This window comes from Aerococcus sp. BD502 (assembly GCF_057919555.1).
In genome coordinates, this window is the sequence record NZ_CP147972.1 from 637,720 (window position 1) to 653,727 (window position 16,008).

13 protein-coding genes are annotated in these 16,008 nt (G+C 49.8%); 1 reads left to right on the plus strand and 12 read right to left on the minus strand.

Annotated elements, in window-relative coordinates; all coding sequences use genetic code 11:
• Positions 1-543 precede the first annotated feature (543 nt).
• From WF803_RS03070 to WF803_RS03100, 7 genes are all read right to left on the minus strand, one after another.
• Complete coding sequence (locus WF803_RS03070) at positions 544-3,075, minus strand: ABC transporter ATP-binding protein/permease (RefSeq protein WP_489611653.1); 2,532 nt, start codon at positions 3,073-3,075, stop codon at positions 544-546.
• Positions 3,053-3,499 carry a MarR family winged helix-turn-helix transcriptional regulator gene (locus WF803_RS03075; RefSeq protein ID WP_489611654.1) on the minus strand — a complete coding sequence of 149 codons (447 nt, stop codon included), beginning with the start codon at positions 3,497-3,499 and terminating at the stop codon, positions 3,053-3,055. The genes WF803_RS03070 and WF803_RS03075 overlap by 23 nt, the downstream gene beginning before the upstream one ends.
• Before the next feature lie 108 nt (positions 3,500-3,607).
• Positions 3,608-4,852, minus strand: a complete 1,245-nt coding sequence (locus WF803_RS03080; protein WP_489611655.1) for a hypothetical protein — start codon at positions 4,850-4,852, stop codon at positions 3,608-3,610.
• 2 nt (positions 4,853-4,854) lie between these two features.
• Positions 4,855-5,379: a S24/S26 family peptidase gene (locus tag WF803_RS03085; protein WP_489611656.1), complete on the minus strand. Its 525-nt coding sequence runs from the start codon at positions 5,377-5,379 to the stop codon at positions 4,855-4,857.
• A gap of 10 nt (positions 5,380-5,389) precedes the next feature.
• Entirely contained in the window at positions 5,390-5,953 is a 564-nt protein-coding gene (locus WF803_RS03090) for a hypothetical protein (RefSeq protein ID WP_489611657.1), read from the minus strand.
• 275 nt (positions 5,954-6,228) lie between these two features.
• Positions 6,229-7,065 carry an S-formylglutathione hydrolase gene (fghA, locus tag WF803_RS03095; protein WP_489611658.1) on the minus strand — a complete coding sequence of 279 codons (837 nt, stop codon included), beginning with the start codon at positions 7,063-7,065 and terminating at the stop codon, positions 6,229-6,231.
• A gap of 1 nt (position 7,066) precedes the next feature.
• Positions 7,067-8,191: an alcohol dehydrogenase catalytic domain-containing protein gene (locus WF803_RS03100; protein WP_489611659.1), complete on the minus strand. Its 1,125-nt coding sequence runs from the start codon at positions 8,189-8,191 to the stop codon at positions 7,067-7,069.
• Between the two features lie 270 nt (positions 8,192-8,461).
• Here WF803_RS03100 and WF803_RS03105 point away from each other — a divergent pair, with 270 nt between their 5' ends.
• A complete protein-coding gene (locus tag WF803_RS03105; protein ID WP_489611660.1) occupies positions 8,462-9,808 on the plus strand; it encodes an FAD-dependent oxidoreductase in 1,347 nt (448 codons plus the stop codon).
• 79 nt (positions 9,809-9,887) lie between these two features.
• Here the strand turns inward: WF803_RS03105 and truA are convergent, their stop codons facing one another.
• The 5 genes from truA to WF803_RS03130 all read right to left on the minus strand — a co-directional run bounded on the left by truA (position 9,888) and on the right by WF803_RS03130 (position 15,772).
• Complete coding sequence (truA, locus tag WF803_RS03110; RefSeq protein ID WP_489611661.1) at positions 9,888-10,703, minus strand: tRNA pseudouridine(38-40) synthase TruA; 816 nt, start codon at positions 10,701-10,703, stop codon at positions 9,888-9,890.
• Positions 10,703-11,509: an energy-coupling factor transporter transmembrane component T family protein gene (locus tag WF803_RS03115; protein WP_489611662.1), complete on the minus strand. Its 807-nt coding sequence runs from the start codon at positions 11,507-11,509 to the stop codon at positions 10,703-10,705. Before WF803_RS03115 ends, truA begins: the two co-directional genes overlap by 1 nt.
• Complete coding sequence (locus WF803_RS03120; RefSeq protein ID WP_489611663.1) at positions 11,499-12,371, minus strand: energy-coupling factor transporter ATPase; 873 nt, start codon at positions 12,369-12,371, stop codon at positions 11,499-11,501. Before WF803_RS03120 ends, WF803_RS03115 begins: the two co-directional genes overlap by 11 nt.
• Positions 12,356-13,198, minus strand: coding sequence for an energy-coupling factor transporter ATPase (locus tag WF803_RS03125; RefSeq protein WP_489611664.1), 843 nt, complete (start codon positions 13,196-13,198; stop codon positions 12,356-12,358). The genes WF803_RS03120 and WF803_RS03125 overlap by 16 nt, the downstream gene beginning before the upstream one ends.
• Positions 13,199-13,630: 432 nt before the next feature.
• Positions 13,631-15,772 carry an acyltransferase family protein gene (locus tag WF803_RS03130; protein WP_489611665.1) on the minus strand — a complete coding sequence of 714 codons (2,142 nt, stop codon included), beginning with the start codon at positions 15,770-15,772 and terminating at the stop codon, positions 13,631-13,633.
• Positions 15,773-16,008 lie beyond the last annotated feature (236 nt).

Genomic DNA, 16,008 nt, shown 5'->3' on the forward strand with positions numbered 1-16,008 from the left:
AGGCAGAACCTTCTCTTTGTCCGTCAACTCACCACTCCCTCTCTTCGGCGTTCCCTTCCTTCTTAGTCCAGGTCACGCCTGAGGGTCGTCCAGTTCACATCGCATGGGGGTCTGCGTTATGACAAATAGAAGAACCTACCTTTCAGGTAGAACCTTCTATTTGACCATCAACTCAACCACCCATTTTTGCGATGTTCACTTTCTTATGCTTGCGTTACGTCAAAGCGAAGAACCTGCCCTAAGGCAGAACCTTCTCTTTGTCCGTCAACTCACCACTCCCTCTCTTCGGCGTTCCCTTCCTTCTTAGTCCAGGTCACGCCTGAGGGTCGTCCAGTTCACATCGCATGGGGGACTGCGTTATGACAAATAGAAGAACCTACCTTTCAGGTAGAGCCTTCTATTTGGCCAGCAACTCAACCCACCCATTTTGGCGATGTTCACTTTCTTATGCTTGCGTTACGTCAAATGTGAGAACCTGCCTTAAGGGCAGAACCTCACATTTGGCCGTCAACTCAGCCTCTCCTCTCTTCGGCGTTCCCTTCCTTACTCTGTCCTCAAGGCTTCGATAGGATCTTTTTTGGCGGCGATACGGGCGGGGATGATGCCGGCGAGTAAGGTTAAGGCGACGCTGACGAGGATTAGAATGACGGCGGCGGGCCAGGCGAGGAAGGCAAAGCCTGAAATGCCGAGATATTGGTTAATGAAGTAATTCAGAATTTGATCTAGGCCAATGGTCACGACAATTCCTAAGCCCCCGGCGGCTAGGCCTTGAATGAAGGTTTCGGCGTTAAAGACGCGGGAGATATCCCCTTTGGACGCACCGATTGACCGAAGAATACCGATTTCCTTGGTCCGCTCGAGCACGGAAATGTAGGTAATAATGCCGATCATAATGGAAGAAACAACGAGGGAAATGGTCACAAAGCCGATCAAAACTGTCGTAATCATATCGATAATTGACGTGACGGCCGAGAGAAGGAGGCCAATTTCATCCGAATACTGGATTTCCTCGCCTTCCTTTTTCCCTTCATTATAATGGGCGATTAAATCCTTCAATTTTTCCTTGTCCTCAAAGGATTTAGTATAAAAAGCCAAACTGTCAGGATGCTCCGTATCCAAGGCCCCAAAGGCTTGGAGATTGCCTTCATAGGTTTGCTCGGCAGCTTGGCTGAGCGCTTCTAACTGTTCCGGAGCCATTTTTTTAAGTTCAGCGGGCGACATTTTCCCTTGCAGGTCTTCTAGTTTCTGGCCAAAAGGCACCCCCGTTAAAATATTTTTCTTTGGGTCTTTCTTCTGGGCTTTGACCAACTCGCTGTCTTGATTCATGGCGATAATTTTCTCTTCCAAGGCCGGCAAGTAGCCGATTGCTGACGAAGAACCAAAGTCTTCTGCCTGGCTATCCGCCTGCAAGACACCGACAATTTTAACCGGTAGGCCTTTTTTCAATTGCTTCTTGAGAAAATCTTTTTGCTCCGTTCGCTTCTCCCAGTGGCCCTCCTTCTTTTCATATTGGAGGGCATTGGGTAAAATCGTGAAGTCCAAATTCAACAAGTCATCTAAGGGATAGGTTTCATAGGAACTCTCCGCTTCACCCTTCTGCTTGTCCTGCTCCCGCTCCTGGAGGACTTGTTTTAAGTGATCAGCGTCCGCCAACCCCAAGGCGTAAAGCGTCATATCATCAATTTTGCCCTTATTATCGACCATCAGCACCACTTCTTCCGGTTTTTCGGGCAGGCGCCCCGCTAGAATTTTGTGCTGCTGTTTCAAAAGGGGCAGATTATCGACCAGCGGCTGCCAATTATTCATATTAAACAGGCTGGAGGAAGCATTCATTTGCTTCTGCCGCTCGGAAAGCCCCATGGCACTGGTGACAGGGCTAGGATTCACTTGCTGGAAAAATTGCTGCTTATTATTAGGGTTCGAGTAAACCAATAAGTCAAAATCATAATGCTTTTGAATGCTATTAGTGACCGCCTCAAAGGCTGACTGGTTTTCCTTAATATAAGCGCTGAAGGCTTCCAAATCATTTTTCTCCTGATTGGCATCTAAAACTGACAGGAGGCGTTTCTGGGCGACAATTTCATCTTTTTTATGCTTGGGTTCTTCTCTCTTTTGAAATTGCTCAAACGTCTGCAGCATATTATCCTTAGTTTTTTGGATGGTCAAGGGATAGGAGGTCATGGTGTCTTCCTGAATTTGATCGATATAATGGCTGACCCCATTGGACAAGGATAAAATAAGGGCAATGCCGATAATCCCAATACTGCCAGCAAAAGCCGTCAAAAGCGTCCGTCCCTTCTTCGTCAGGAGATTATTAAAACTCAAGCCCAGCGCCGTCCAAAATGACATACGCGTTTTCTGCCCTTGCTCGAGTTTTTCGGCTTGGCTTTCTGTAACCTCAAAGGGCTGACTATCGGCGATAACTTGGCCATCTGCCAACTCTATCAGCCGCGTGGAGTACTTCTCCGCTAGCTCAGGATTGTGCGTCACCATAATAACCAAGCGGTCCAAAGCAATCTCTTCTAAGAGATCCATAATTTGCGTGGACGTTTCCGAATCCAAAGCCCCCGTCGGCTCATCTGCCAGCAGAATCTCCGGATCATTGACCAAGGCACGCGCAATCGCCACCCGCTGCATTTGCCCACCCGAGAGCTGGCTGGGCCGCTTGTGGAGGTGGTCACCTAGGCCCACTTTTTCTAAAGCTTCCTGGGCTCGGGCCTGGCGCTCCTGCTTCTTTTGCCCGGTGAGCGTTAGCGCCAATTCCACATTCGCCAAAACGGTTTGGTGGCTAATTAAATTATAAGACTGGAAGACAAAGCCCACCGAATGATTGCGGTAGGTATCCCAGTCGCGGTCCGTGAAGTCCCGTGTGCTTTGCCCATTAATCAAAATTTCCCCGCTGGTCGGCTGGTCCAAGCCCCCAATCATATTGAGGAGGGTCGTCTTCCCACTCCCACTCTGGCCGAGGATGGACACAAATTCATTGGCCCGAAAGCGCACAGAGACCTCATCCAAGGCTTTCTGCTGCGTCTCCCCCGTTTCGTATATTTTACTAATCTTTCTCAGTTCTAACATTTCTAGCCTCCAATTTATCAATCGCCATCTGCAAACGCCGGATTGTCTGCCCCTGGGCTTCAATTAGCGCCTCCAGATCGGCGTCACTCATTTCAAACAACTCCTGCACCTCCACAAAACGCGCCTCACAAAAAGCCACGCCCGCCGGTGTCAGGGACAAGAGCGTGCACCGTTCATCATGAGGGGCCTTCGCCCGCTGCACCTCACCACGCTCGGCCAATTGCTTGGAAAAGCGCGACACATTCCCCTGATTCTCCTGTAATAAAGCCGTGAGTTCATTTAACGTGCACTCCCCTTGCTGGTAGAGGGCGAATAGAATTGTCATTTGCAGACGATTCAAGCCAGCCTGCTTCAGCCATAAGTCGATAAAACGCGTGTGGGCGCGGTGCAAGGCCTGAAGCGAAGTCAGTAATTTTTGGTACATGGTTATCTCCTCTTGGATATATTTATTATAAATACAAACTGTAGGTTACCAAAATTTAAGGATAGAAACAAGTGTTAATGCTTAAATTAAGGTAAAGAAAAACCCCGCCTAAGGCGAGGTTTCCTCCAATTCTTTTTTAAGCAAAGTGTCCGTTTCAGGAGGTAAAGCCGACTCATCCTTTTCGCTAGCTTCAGTCTCGTCCTGACGGCCAGCATCGTCAGCAACAGGCCCCTCTTCAGCCTCAGGCTCACTTGCTGGCGGCACTTTGGCTTCATCTTCTTCAAGATCGTCTGCTGCCACCACCGTCCAAACATCAGGGTCAGCTACCGGTGGGACGCCAGGTTGAGGCTTCAGCTTGGCTTCATAAAATTCACCCGCATACCACACCCGGTCTCCCAGATCATACTCTAAGTAGCGGAACCAAAGCTCGTCTACACTGGCCACTCCAGGAGGCAAAGTCACAGCCTGCCAGCGCTCACCGTCACCGGGTTTTTCCTCGGTCTCGCTGAGGGGCTGGTGCGGCGCTTTGACTTGCCACTGGTAAAGCTCGCCCTTAAATAGGACATAGTCGCCCGTTTCATAGGTATGGAACCAGCGGTAAGCAGCGATCGCTTCCTGGTCTGGTAGGCTTGCCGCCCGAGGCTGCCGCCGGGGGACTTCCTGGTCCAATGGCTTCCACACGCCGGCTTTCGTCTGGCTCGGCTCATAGCCACTGCGGCCGGATAAAATGGCCTCATACCAAGCGCCCTGGTACCAAACCCGCTCGCCAACCAGGTAAATTTTATGCCGATACCAGAGGTCTTTCACATCAGACACCCCCGCCGGCAAGGAAGCTGGCTGCCAGTAATTGCTCTCGCCAGGCCGGACTTGGCTCACCGTATTCGGATTATGGTTCACGATCCCATTCCACCGGTAAAGCTTTCCTTCATATAAAACATAATCGCCCCGCATGTAGTGATGGTACCAGCGATAGTCTCGCGTATCTTCGGCGTAGGACATGGGCCTAGCCCAATCATTATTCGGCTTAGTCGGATCAAAATTAGGCTGGTTGGGGGCCACATCCCCTAAAACAATGTAAATTCCCGTCGTTTCGCCATTTTCATCCCGAACTAAAACAATATCGCCCCGTTTTAAAGGAAAGGTCGGTGGATTTTTAGGATCAAAAGTCACAATTTTGGGCGGCTGCGTGTCCTCAGGATCTGCCTGGTACCATTGGCCAATCACGACCACACCCCCGCTATTTAAATCTGGGTCCACCGGCCGCAAGCCACCAAAATAAGCATAAGCCGGCTGGGCCAAGCCTAAGCCTAAAAGTCCCAAAGCCAACAGCCAGCCCCAAAATTGCCTCGTCATCCTCACACCTCACTTTTCTCCTCTCCCATCGTCAAGCCCTCATACAAAAGCCACAAGGCCAAGCCAAAGCCCAAGGCCAGCCAGCCGCAAGGCGTTTGTAAAAATAAAATCAGCCGGCCGATTTTAGGCAGGCGGCCCGACACTTGGCCTAAGACCTGATCTGGACGCAAGGCCCAGGGATCCCACTGGCGCCTCTCGTCCTGGCCAAACGCATGGGTCTTATAGCGCACTTCACCCGTGGGATCTTGAACCTCTGCCGCATAGTAGTGCGAAACGTAAAGGCCGGGCTGGGGTTCAACGACTAAAATATCCCCCACCTTAAAAGGCGGCTGAGCTTTCTTCACACCGACCAGGTCCCCAACTTCTAGAGCGGGAGCCATGGAGGGCGTTTTAATCACAAAATAATTGTAAGGCAGCCGCTCCATTAAAATTCGCGGTGGCATAAAACGCGTCACCAAGGCCGTACTCAAAGCCAAAATAAGGAGCCCTTTAAGGCAAAGGCTCCCATAGCGGTAAAATTTTTCCACCAGGCATCGCCTATTGGGCCAAGGTGAAATTCAAATTAACCTTAATCGTTTTGCCCACGATGGCGTCATAGGCCGCCTTATTTTCGGGTTCTTTTAAGGTTACCTTTACCGTCACTGTCACTGGGTCACCAGCCGCCGTCATTTTTTGCTGGCTAGGCGTGATTTCGACCTGAACTAAGTCAGCGTAGTCGCTGGCCCCTTCAATCTCATGGGTTTCTGAAACCACTAAATTCCCTTCGATAAGGTCCTTAGCGCTAATCGTCGCGTCTTCCCCGCTCTCAGCCCATTTCACCGTATAAGTGGCTTCATAAACATCGACATTATCCTGGCTGCCGCCAACACTGAGCGGCACTTTACCCGTGGGAACGAGTTTCTTTCCGGCTGTTTTTAAGGCCTTCGTCACATTCAGCTCGGTATGCACATCTTGTCCCTTGCCGATCGTAATTTCCTGGCCTTCGTTAGCTTGATTAGGATTCCCCACCGTACCACCCCAGTAGGCATACAAGCCGCCGGTCACCACGAGGAAAAGCAATAATAAGCCTGCAAGTAGTGTGCGTTTTTTCTTCTTGTTCATCTTTCGTCCTCCTTTGTTTTCAAACCTTAGAACAATTTTGACAATGTTATCCTAGTGTAGCAGCTAAATATGACCAAGGCAAGCATTTTATCCCTTTTTGCCAGCAATTTTGTTTTCATTATTTTCAATAAAGCTATAAAAAGACCGGCCTAATCGGGTTTCAGGCTTTATTACAACAATTAAAAACATTTCTTGCTTTTCTTCCGGATACAATATTTTCTTGCTTTTATTGAAAAAAGCCCGCCCTCAAGTGGGCGAGCGCGTGTGGTCGCTAGCTATTTAAATGTTTTCGCATGGAAGCGCAAATGCTCAGGAATAAAGCTTTGGATCGTATAGTAAGAATGATCATAGCCAGCCTCTAGGTGATAGGTGATGGGCAAGTGCTGCTCCTGGCAAGCAGCTAAGAAAGCATTGGCTGCTAAATGCTCATCAAGAAATTCATCCGCCGTCCCTTGGGTGATTAAAATCGGCGCCGCCTCAGTTAAAGTCTTGGCTAAGGCAACCGGATCCCAAGCTGTCCAGTTAGCTTCGTCCTTCCCTAAGTAAGCGCAGAAAGCTTGCCGGCCCCAGGGCACCATGGTAGGTTGGCTAATAGGCGCAAAGGCAGAAATTGCCGTGAAGCGCTCAGGATTTTTCAGCCCGAGCATTAAGGCCCCGTAGCCGCCCATAGAATGGCCCATGATACTTTCGCTCGTTTTCCCAGCGGGCAGGAGGTCGTCCACCAAGGCTGGTAATTCTTCCGTCAAGTAGTCATACATCTGGTAGTTTTTGGCCCAGGGCTCTGCCGTCGCATTCAGGTAGAAGCCCGCCCCCTGGCCGAGGTCGTAGGACTCTGCATCCGGCACGTCCTCGCCGCGGGGTGAGGTGTCTGGGATCACCACCGCAACTCCTAATTGAGCTGCTTTTTGTTGAAAGGCTGCCTTCGTACTGAAATTTTGGTCATCGCACGTTAAACCCGACAGCCACCAGATTAAGGGCACCGGCCCCAATTGGGCTTGAGGGGGAAGGTAGAGGCTAAATACCATGTCACAGCCCAAGCTGGTGGAAGTATGCTGGTAGCGGCACTGCTGGCCGCCCCACACCTTTTTCTGTTCGAGACACTCACAAGTCAAATTATTGGCCTCCTTTGCCGTCGTCAAAACTCAAGATATCGCGCAAGGATTCGCCGGCTTCTTGCCAATCCATGGCTTGCTTCAAATCCTTAAAGTCGAGCCGGTGGCTGATGAAGGGTTTTAGGTCAATATCTCCAGCCATGTAGTCATCGATGAGGGCTTTCAAGCCGGTTTGCCCGGTCACTCCACCGAAAGATGAACCCAGCCAAGTACGGCCGGTAATTAATTGGAAAGGCCGCGTCTTAATCTTCTCTTGGCCAGCAGCAACCCCCATAATCACGGATTGGCCCCAGCCCTTGTGCGTGCATTCTAAGCCCGCATTCATCACGTCCGTATTGCCGACACAAACAAAGCTATCGTCCACACCACCATCCGTCAAGTCGATAATTTCCTCTTGAATGGGCCGGTCAATTTTACTGGAATTAATGAAGTCCGTGGCCCCAAATTGCTTGGCCAGGGCTTCTTTCTTATCATCAATATCAATCGCAATAATCCGTTTGGCCTGCTTCCGGACAAGTTCTTGAATTGCTGCTAAGCCCAAGGTGCCAATGCCAAAAACTGCGGCCGTACAGCCTTCCTGAACATTGGCATCATTTCGAACGGCACCGAGTCCTGTCGTCACCCCGCAACCGAGCAGGCAGGCTTCGTCCAGGGGCACGTCTTTAGCAATTTTAGCAAGGGCAATTTCCGGGAGGACCGTGTATTCACTGAAGGTACTCGTTCCCATGAAGTGGTAAATTGGCTCGCCTTCATAGGAGAAGCGCGTGGTTCCATCCGGCATGAGGCCTTGGCTTTGGGTGTCACTGATGGCATTACAGAAGTTTAGACCGCGCTCACAGTATTCACACTCCCCACATTCTGGCTTCCAGAGAGGGATCACGTGGTCGCCTTCCTGAACACTGGTAACTCCGGGACCCACTTTTTCTACGATACCCGTTGCCTCATGGCCTAAAATGCAGGGGAAAATGGCAGAGGGATCATCACCAGAAAGGGTGTAAATATCCGTATGGCAAAGGGAAGTATAAGCGATCTTAATGCGAACTTCGCCTTCCTTAGGGTCCGCAACGTCAACTTCGACAAAGCGTAAATCATTAGGTCCAAACGCTACAGCTGCTTGACTTTTCATGTTGGCCTCCTTCAAAATAATGCGTTACTGCCCTCATTTTAACAAGCCCAGCGTCGAAAATGAAACGATAAGGTAAGAGCAGAAAAAGGAATCGCCAGCCGCCTTATTTATAACTTTTAAAAATATTAAAACCAATGATAGCGGACTAGTGTAAACTTTCAACAAAATGTAGCTAAAAAAGGGGTTATGGCTTGCATTTTTATTCACTTACTCTAAGATAGTCTATGCAATGTGAAAAAATATACAAACATGAGATAAGGAGTGTGTCCGATGAAAGTTATTATTATTGGCTGCACGCATGCCGGAACGGCGGCCGCAAAAACGATGTTAACGGAAAATGACGATATTGATGTGACGATTTACGAGCGGAATGACAACGTGTCCTTCCTCTCCTGTGGGATTGCCCTTTATGTGGGTGGCACGGTCAAAGATGTGGATGGCCTCTTCTACTCGTCCCCGGACGAATTGCAAGCTCTGGGTGCCGATGTGCATATGGAGCACGAGGTCACCGAGCTTGACCAAGCCGCCAAAACCCTCAAAGTTAAAGACCTCAAAACTGGCGAAGAATTTGAAGATAGCTACGATAAATTGGTGATGACGACCGGCTCTTGGCCCATTATCCCACCCCTCGATCACCTCGACGCCGAAAATCTTTTGATCTGCAAAAACTTCCACCATGCCCAAAACCTGATCCAAAATAAAACCGACAAGCAAAAAATCGCCGTGATTGGCGGGGGCTACATTGGCGTGGAACTGGTCGAAGCCTTCCAAAAAGACGGTAAAGATGTCACCCTCATTGATGCCGAAAATCATATCCTAAGCAAGTACCTCGATACCGAACTCATCGAGCACTTGGAAAGCGATATGAAGGAGGCCGGCATTGACCTTGCCCTTGGCCAAAAAGTTACCGGCTTTAAAGTGGATGGGCAAAACATTCTCCGAGCCGTTGAAACTGAGAAGGAAAGTTTTGAGGTGGACATGGCTGTCCTTTGCGTGGGCTTCAAACCCGTTGCCGACCTCTTTGGCCCCTTGAAAACGACTGCTGCGGGAGCGCTCGAAGTGGATGACTACATGCATACCTCCGATCCGGACATTTTCGCGGCGGGAGACAGTTGCGCCGTCAACTACAACCCCAACGGCGGCCACGCCTACATCCCCTTGGCCACGAATGCGGTGCGAATGGGTCAATTGGTCGGGAAAAATATTAAGGCAGACCGCGTCAAGTATCGCGGCACCCAATCCACCTCAGGCTTGAAGCTCTTCGGCTGGACCATTGGAACCACCGGCGTGGCTGATAATACAGCCGAGAACTTCGGTCTCAGTACCCATAGCGTCACCTTCAGCGACTGGTACCGACCCGAATTCATGCCCACGAATGAGAAGGTGCACATGAAACTCGTCTATGAACAAGACAGCGGCCGTATCGTCGGCGGTCAACTGATTTCCAAATACGATATCACCCAATCCGCCAACACGTTATCGGTTGCCATCCAAAATAAAATGACGATTGAAGACTTGGCCTACGTCGACTTCCTCTTCCAACCTAACTTCGACCGGCCTTGGCACTACCTCAACCTCCTCGCCCAAGCTGCCTTGGCCCAGGAAGAAGAAAAATAAGCAAGAAAATAGGGCAACGCCCGCCGTTTTGGTGGGCGTTTTTTCTATGGAAAAATAAAAACGCCCGATCCGTCGAGCGTTAATCTTCCTGCTTTGCTTGCATTTGCTTCAACCAACGGGCCGTTTTTTCAGCGCGGGCGGCTTGATCCATATAAGTCACTTTCATTAAATACAGGCCATGCGCCTGGGCAGTTGGTCCCGCGGCGGTGCGGTCTTTTAAGGCGAGCAGGCGGGCCATTTCCCCCGGCGGCCGTAAGCCATCCCCAATTTGGAGGGCCGTGCCTACAATAATTCGAACCATATGATATAAAAAACCATTCCCCGTCAGCCAAAAGGCAAAGTTGCCGTCCGCCCCAATTGCTAAACGTGCCTTTTTAATGGTGCGCACGTAATTGGTCTTATCGGTTTTCGTCGAGCAAAAGCTTTGAAAATTGTGCTCTCCCACGAGCGTATCCAATTCGCGTGCGACGAGGGCTAAATCGGTGCGGTAAGGATGATGCAGGACATAATTCCTGGCAAAAGGCGATAAGACCGGCGCCTTGCTAACTTGATAGCAGTAGGTTTTATCTTGGGCATGGTAGCGGGCATGGAAGTACTTCTCCATCTTTTGAACGTCCAAAACCCGAATGGAGGTGGGTAAAATACTGTTCAAGGCCCGGAGCATTGCTTCTTGAGGCAGGTCGGCCGGGTAAGCAAAATGAATCACTTGCCCCCGGGCATGAACGCCCGCATCCGTTCGCCCCGAGCCGACAACGGGAATATTTTCCCCCTTACTCATGAGTTTAAGGGCGCGTTCCAATTCCCCTTGCACCGTGGTTTCCCCCGGCTGCACCTGAAAACCCGCAAAGGGCGTGCCATCATAAGCAATCGTCAGTTGATAAGTCTGCCGAGCCATTAAATCACCGCCACATAGCGCAGCAGGACAATGCCCACCGCTGCGGCGACCACAATGGCCATGGCCCAAGTATCGCGGGCTTGCCACTGCAGTTTGCGGTATTTCGTCCGCCCTTCGCCACCTCGGTAGCCGCGAGCCTCCATGGCTGTCGCCAAATCATAGGCCCGGTTAAAAGAAGACACAAACAATGGAATCAGAATAGGAACCACACTTTTAATCCGCTGCATAACGCCTCCCTGGCTAAAATCGACCCCGCGCGCTCTTTGCGCATCCATAATTTTATCGGTTTCTTCCATTAACGTCGGCACAAAACGTAGGGAAATGGAGAGCATCAAGGCCATCTCATGAACCGGCAGGATATTTTTCACCGGACTGAAGAGACTTTCCAAAGCATCCGTAATCGCTAAGGGCGCCGTCGTTAGCGTCACCACCGTGGAAATAAAAATAATCAATAGAAAGCGCAGGAAAATGAAGAAGGCGTTCTCCAAGCCATCCACCGTTAAAAGAATCGGGCCCCACTGCCAGAGGGGCGTCCCCGTGCGCGTGAATAAGAGCTGAATCGTGACCGTAAAAATAATTAGGAAAAGCATGGGACGCAGGCCACCAATAAAAACGCCCAGGCCCATATCGCTCGCATAAATCATCAAAGCCACTAGGCCCAGCATGGCAAAATACGCCGTCAAACTGTTGGCAAAGAAGATCACAATTAATAAAACCATCATGCCCACCAATTTAACGCGGGGATCCAAACGATGCATGAAGGAATTGCCCGGTAAAAAGCGGCCTAAGATAAATTTATCCTTCATGCTCCCCCTCCTTCTGCCAAGCGGTCAAGGCCGCCGCCAATTCTTCCAAAGTCAAAATATCGCCTGCCAGCGGACGCTTCATTCTTTTATTAAAGGCCCGTACAAATTGCAAAGTGTCCGGCACATCAAGTTGCTGCTCTTTGAGCCAAGTTTCATCCGCAAATATTTCCTTAGGCGAGCCCTCCTTGACACAAGTGCCCTTCGCCATGACTACCACATGATCGGCGTAAGCCACCACATCATTCATCTGGTGCGTCACCAAAATCACCGTCAAGCCTTCTTCTTTATACAAACGATAGAACATAGCCATCATCTGCTCGCGGCCCATAGGATCTAAGCCCGCCGTCGGTTCATCCAGAATTAAAATCTCCGGCTCCATAGCCAAAATACCTGCAATCGCCACCCGCCGCATTTGCCCGCCGGACAAGTCAAAGGGGGAGCGCTCATGCAAGTCGACCGGTACGCCACATTGCCTAAGCGCATGCTTTGCTAAAACTTTAGCTTCTTCTTCACTCGCCCCCATGTTCATGGGACCAAACATGACATCTTTAAGCACCGTTTCCTCAAATAATTGCGCTTCAGGAAATTGGAAAACCATGCCTACCTTCTTCCGCAAAGGGGCCACATCCTTTTGCTTCATCCCCGGAACAACCTTAAAACTGTCTACCCAAACCTCACCTGCTGCAGGTAGGAGCAAGCCGTTCAAGTGCTTCACCAAGGTGGATTTTCCGCTGCCCGTCTGGCCAATAATCGCGGTATACTGGTGCTTGGGGATGGTCACGTTCACATCGAGCAAGACCCACGACTCAAAAGCAGTCCCCGCCCCGTAAGCAAAGCCTAAATTTTTTAATCGAATTGACATAGCCAGTCCAACAGCCCCCTCTCATCCTCATAGGCGTCTGGAATTTGCCCCCCCGCCTCCGCCAGCTTGAGACGTAATTTCTCAGAAAACGGCACATCCAAGCCCAACTCCAGCAAAGCCTCCCCCTGCTGGAAAATCGTCTCCGGTGCGCCTTGGTCCACAATCTGCCCCTGATTCACCACCAAGAGCTGATCCGCCAGCGCGGCCTCATTAATGTCATGGGTAATTGAGAGGATCGTCATGTCCCCCTGGGCTTTAATGCGCTTCAAAATAGCCAGCACATCACTACGCCCTTCCGGATCCAACATCGCCGTCGCTTCATCTAAAATAATAATTTCTGGCTGCATGGCTAAAATGCCCGCCAAAGCCACGCGTTGCTTCTGACCACCGGACAAATTAGCCGGCTCACGCGTCTTAAAAGCGGACATCCCCACTTCTTCCAAGGCACAAGCGACCCGTTTCTGCATTTCAGGACGTGGCAGCCCTTGGTTCTCAAGACCAAAAGCCACATCATCTTCCACCGTCGCCCCCACAAATTGGTTGTCAGGATTTTGGAAAACCAAGCCAATTTTACTGCGAATATCCCAAAGCGTCTCCGCGCTCAAGGTCAAGCCATCCACTATGATTTTTCCTTTTTCCGCTTCAAGCAGGCCATCAATTAATTTCGCCAAGGTGGACTTCCCCGAACCGTTGTGGCCAATCATCGCCACCCAGTCGCCCGCTTTAATCTCAAAGCTGGCGCCTGCTACCGTCCAGTCACCCGTCTCCTTCTCATCATCATGTTCATAGGAAAAATAAATATCCTCTACACGGATCCCAGCTGCCATCAGCCCACCTCACATCTCATTTCTTCATACTCGTTTATTATAGCAATAAGCCCATTAGATTTCTAACGAAACAATAGGAGGCGAAGCCACCGCTCGCCCCCGTCGAGTTGACTCTTTTAGAGGGCTGGCAAAAGCCTGATTCTAAAGCACGCTTACCTTACGGAATGTCTCTTTTTCCCTTTCACGTCTTATTTGCATAATATAAAACGGAAAAATAGGCAAGGTCTGCAAACACTGACATAAAGCCGATGACCCCACCGATCTGCAATTCTATTTATTTTTAAAAACCAGCAAGCTAATAGGCTCTTAGCAGATGACGGGGGCGAGTATACAGCCAGCTATCTTAGTCAGAGCAACTACCACTGTAAATAGTGCAGACCTCATTTCACTAAAAAACCTCCAACGACAGAGCGTTGGAGGCTTAGAAATAGCTTAGGGTTCATTGGTTTCCAGCCCCTGCGTTTGGGGGCCTTCGCCATCAGTAGGCTCGACGTGCGTTTCATCGCCAGCGCCATCTTGGCCAGCGACTTCCTTAATCGGTGTAGTCTGCTCGTTCGTCTGAGCCTCATCCGCCTGAGCCTCGTCAGCTTCCTTCTTCAGCTCGTCATAAGCCTTCTCAAAATGACCAAGCTGTGCCTGGTGAACCTGGCTTATACTTTGCAACAGGAGCGTCAGCCAAGCGCGGTAACCTGGAAATTCTAAATGTACCTGATCCGGTGTGAGCCAGTCAGCCTGAACATTATTTTGGTAGTAACCGGCCCAATCGGCGAGATGCACATGCTTTCCCGCCTCCTCAGCGGCCTGCTTCAACATACGATTAACATCATCACGCCAAGGGCGGTTTACATGTGTGTTGACCAAGTAAATTTGCCGGTCCTTCCCCAGCGTCTCCAGCAAAGTTTTCACCTGCTCCAGCGTAAAGCCACCATTCGCTCCCATATTAATCACCACATTCGGAGCCAATTGTTTCGCTTCTGCCAGCCCTTGTGCCACGACTTGTATATCATTCGTGTGTCGCCCGACCGCTGCATCAATATAAGCCTTGGGGAAAATCGTTCGAATCGCCGGTGACATACCAAGCGTTAAGGAATCGCCAATAAAAGTAATCGGTTCCTGGTAAGCCAGCGCTCCTTCGGCTGGACTAATGTGTTCATAAAGTGCTTTTTTATTCTTATCAAAGTTTTTCTGATAGTCCAAAAACTCCTGCATCACTTTTTTCTCATTAGCCGTTTTGCCTTTTTGGTTAGCTTTCAAAGCCGATTGATTCTTGCTCTCATTGACTTTGGCTTGTTCTTGGGCCGCCTTCGTAGCGTCCGTTTGCCGGGCTGCCTTGGGGGCAACAGCTAAGGCCACCCCACCGAGGAGTAAACTCACCGTAAACACCCAAAAGAGGATGCGGGTCAGTAAGGGTGTGGTCTTCGCAATAGCCCGCTGAGCTTCTGCCTGCCAAGCAATCTTCCCATCTTCCCCCCGTTTAGGCTGGAAGATGGGCAAATCTTTAGCTTTTTGTAAGCCAAAGCGCGTCAAAATCGCCAAAATATATAGGAGCAGGAGTTGCAACAGGAAAGTTTGCGTGAAAATATTCTGTGTCTTCGCACCCATGTAAAAAACAATATAGATCGGATAGTACCAGAGGTAAGCCAGGAAAGTGCACTGCCCTAAGGCCACGAGCGGCTTAAAGGACAGCAGTCGGCTCAACCAATGATCTTCCAAAAGAAAAGCCACCGCCAAAACGCCCATGATATCAAACAGCAGCATGCCCCCATAATAGGTAAAGGTCGCATTCGCCGGCAAGGTGGCCATTAAAATAACCAGTACTCCGCATAGAACCAGGGCCACTAAGCCGCGCAACCAAGGCCTAATACGTTCCATTTGCGCATGGAACATCTCACTAGGCTCAACGATCGCCAGCAAGGCGCCCCAACCAAAACTCATGAAACGCGTGTCGGTCCCATAATAGACCCGCGTTGGATCCGTTCCCGGCTGAAAGAAAAGCGCCAAGAGCAGGGCACTCACGAGTGTCAAGACCAAAGTCCCGATCGCCCGGTTTCGCCGCCGCTCTAAAAAAGGCCGCGCCAGCCGGTACAGCAAGGGCCAAAATAAAATAAGCTGGGCATAAACACTTAAATACCACAAATGCGTAAATACGGAGGGATGTAAAAATTCATCAAAATAGGAGCCCCCACTCGAAATTTGATACCAATTGTTCACAAAAAAGAAACTAGATAAAACTTGCCCTAAGGCATTGGTCAGTAAATCAAAACGGAAAAGCAATAAATAGCTTAAAGAGAGCGCCACAACGACCAGCATGGGCAAAAACAACGTCTTCAGCCGTCTGAGAAAAGTGCTTCCCAATTGCATGGAGCCCTCCGACTCATAACTTTCCTCCAATTTCCGCGTCACAAAAAAACCGGATAAAATGAAGAAAATATTCACCGCTAAAAAACCGCCCGGCCAGCGGTGCGTCAAATAATGATAGCTCACAATAAAAAGCATGGCCAAAAAGCGCACACTATCAAATTGCTTATAGTAACGTTTTTCCATATCAACCCCGCCTTGCTTAAAAATAGTCATCCTTTTCCTTCTATTATAGCCTATTTAAGAGCGCTTGTATGGTTTAAGGAAAGTTTTTACTGAGTTTCCTAGAATTTTACCAAAACATAAAAAAATGGAATGTTTTATGACTATTTGAAAGCCTTGAAGATATTCTCCCCCATCAAGCCGATGCCATTGAGCAGCAAGCAAAGATTGGCTTGTTGGTAACTTTGCCAGCACACCTCCGTCAGAACAAAATAAAAATGCTTATAAAG

What these genes read in the sequence shown, in the direction of transcription:
- WF803_RS03125 (WP_489611664.1), bottom strand. Translation starts at nt 13,198, where the DNA reads ATGGCAGCTGGGATCCGTGTAGAGGATATTTATTTTTCCTATGAACAT.
- WF803_RS03080 (WP_489611655.1), bottom strand. Translation starts at nt 4,852, where the DNA reads ATGACGAGGCAATTTTGGGGCTGGCTGTTGGCTTTGGGACTTTTAGGC.
- WF803_RS03090 (WP_489611657.1), bottom strand. Translation starts at nt 5,953, where the DNA reads ATGAACAAGAAGAAAAAACGCACACTACTTGCAGGCTTATTATTGCTT.
- WF803_RS03105 (WP_489611660.1), top strand. Translation starts at nt 8,462, where the DNA reads ATGAAAGTTATTATTATTGGCTGCACGCATGCCGGAACGGCGGCCGCA.
- WF803_RS03070 (WP_489611653.1), bottom strand. Translation starts at nt 3,075, where the DNA reads ATGTTAGAACTGAGAAAGATTAGTAAAATATACGAAACGGGGGAGACG.
- WF803_RS03130 (WP_489611665.1), bottom strand. Translation starts at nt 15,772, where the DNA reads ATGACTATTTTTAAGCAAGGCGGGGTTGATATGGAAAAACGTTACTAT.
- WF803_RS03075 (WP_489611654.1), bottom strand. Translation starts at nt 3,499, where the DNA reads ATGTACCAAAAATTACTGACTTCGCTTCAGGCCTTGCACCGCGCCCAC.
- WF803_RS03120 (WP_489611663.1), bottom strand. Translation starts at nt 12,371, where the DNA reads ATGTCAATTCGATTAAAAAATTTAGGCTTTGCTTACGGGGCGGGGACT.
- truA (WP_489611661.1), bottom strand. Translation starts at nt 10,703, where the DNA reads ATGGCTCGGCAGACTTATCAACTGACGATTGCTTATGATGGCACGCCC.
- WF803_RS03115 (WP_489611662.1), bottom strand. Translation starts at nt 11,509, where the DNA reads ATGAAGGATAAATTTATCTTAGGCCGCTTTTTACCGGGCAATTCCTTC.
- WF803_RS03100 (WP_489611659.1), bottom strand. Translation starts at nt 8,191, where the DNA reads ATGAAAAGTCAAGCAGCTGTAGCGTTTGGACCTAATGATTTACGCTTT.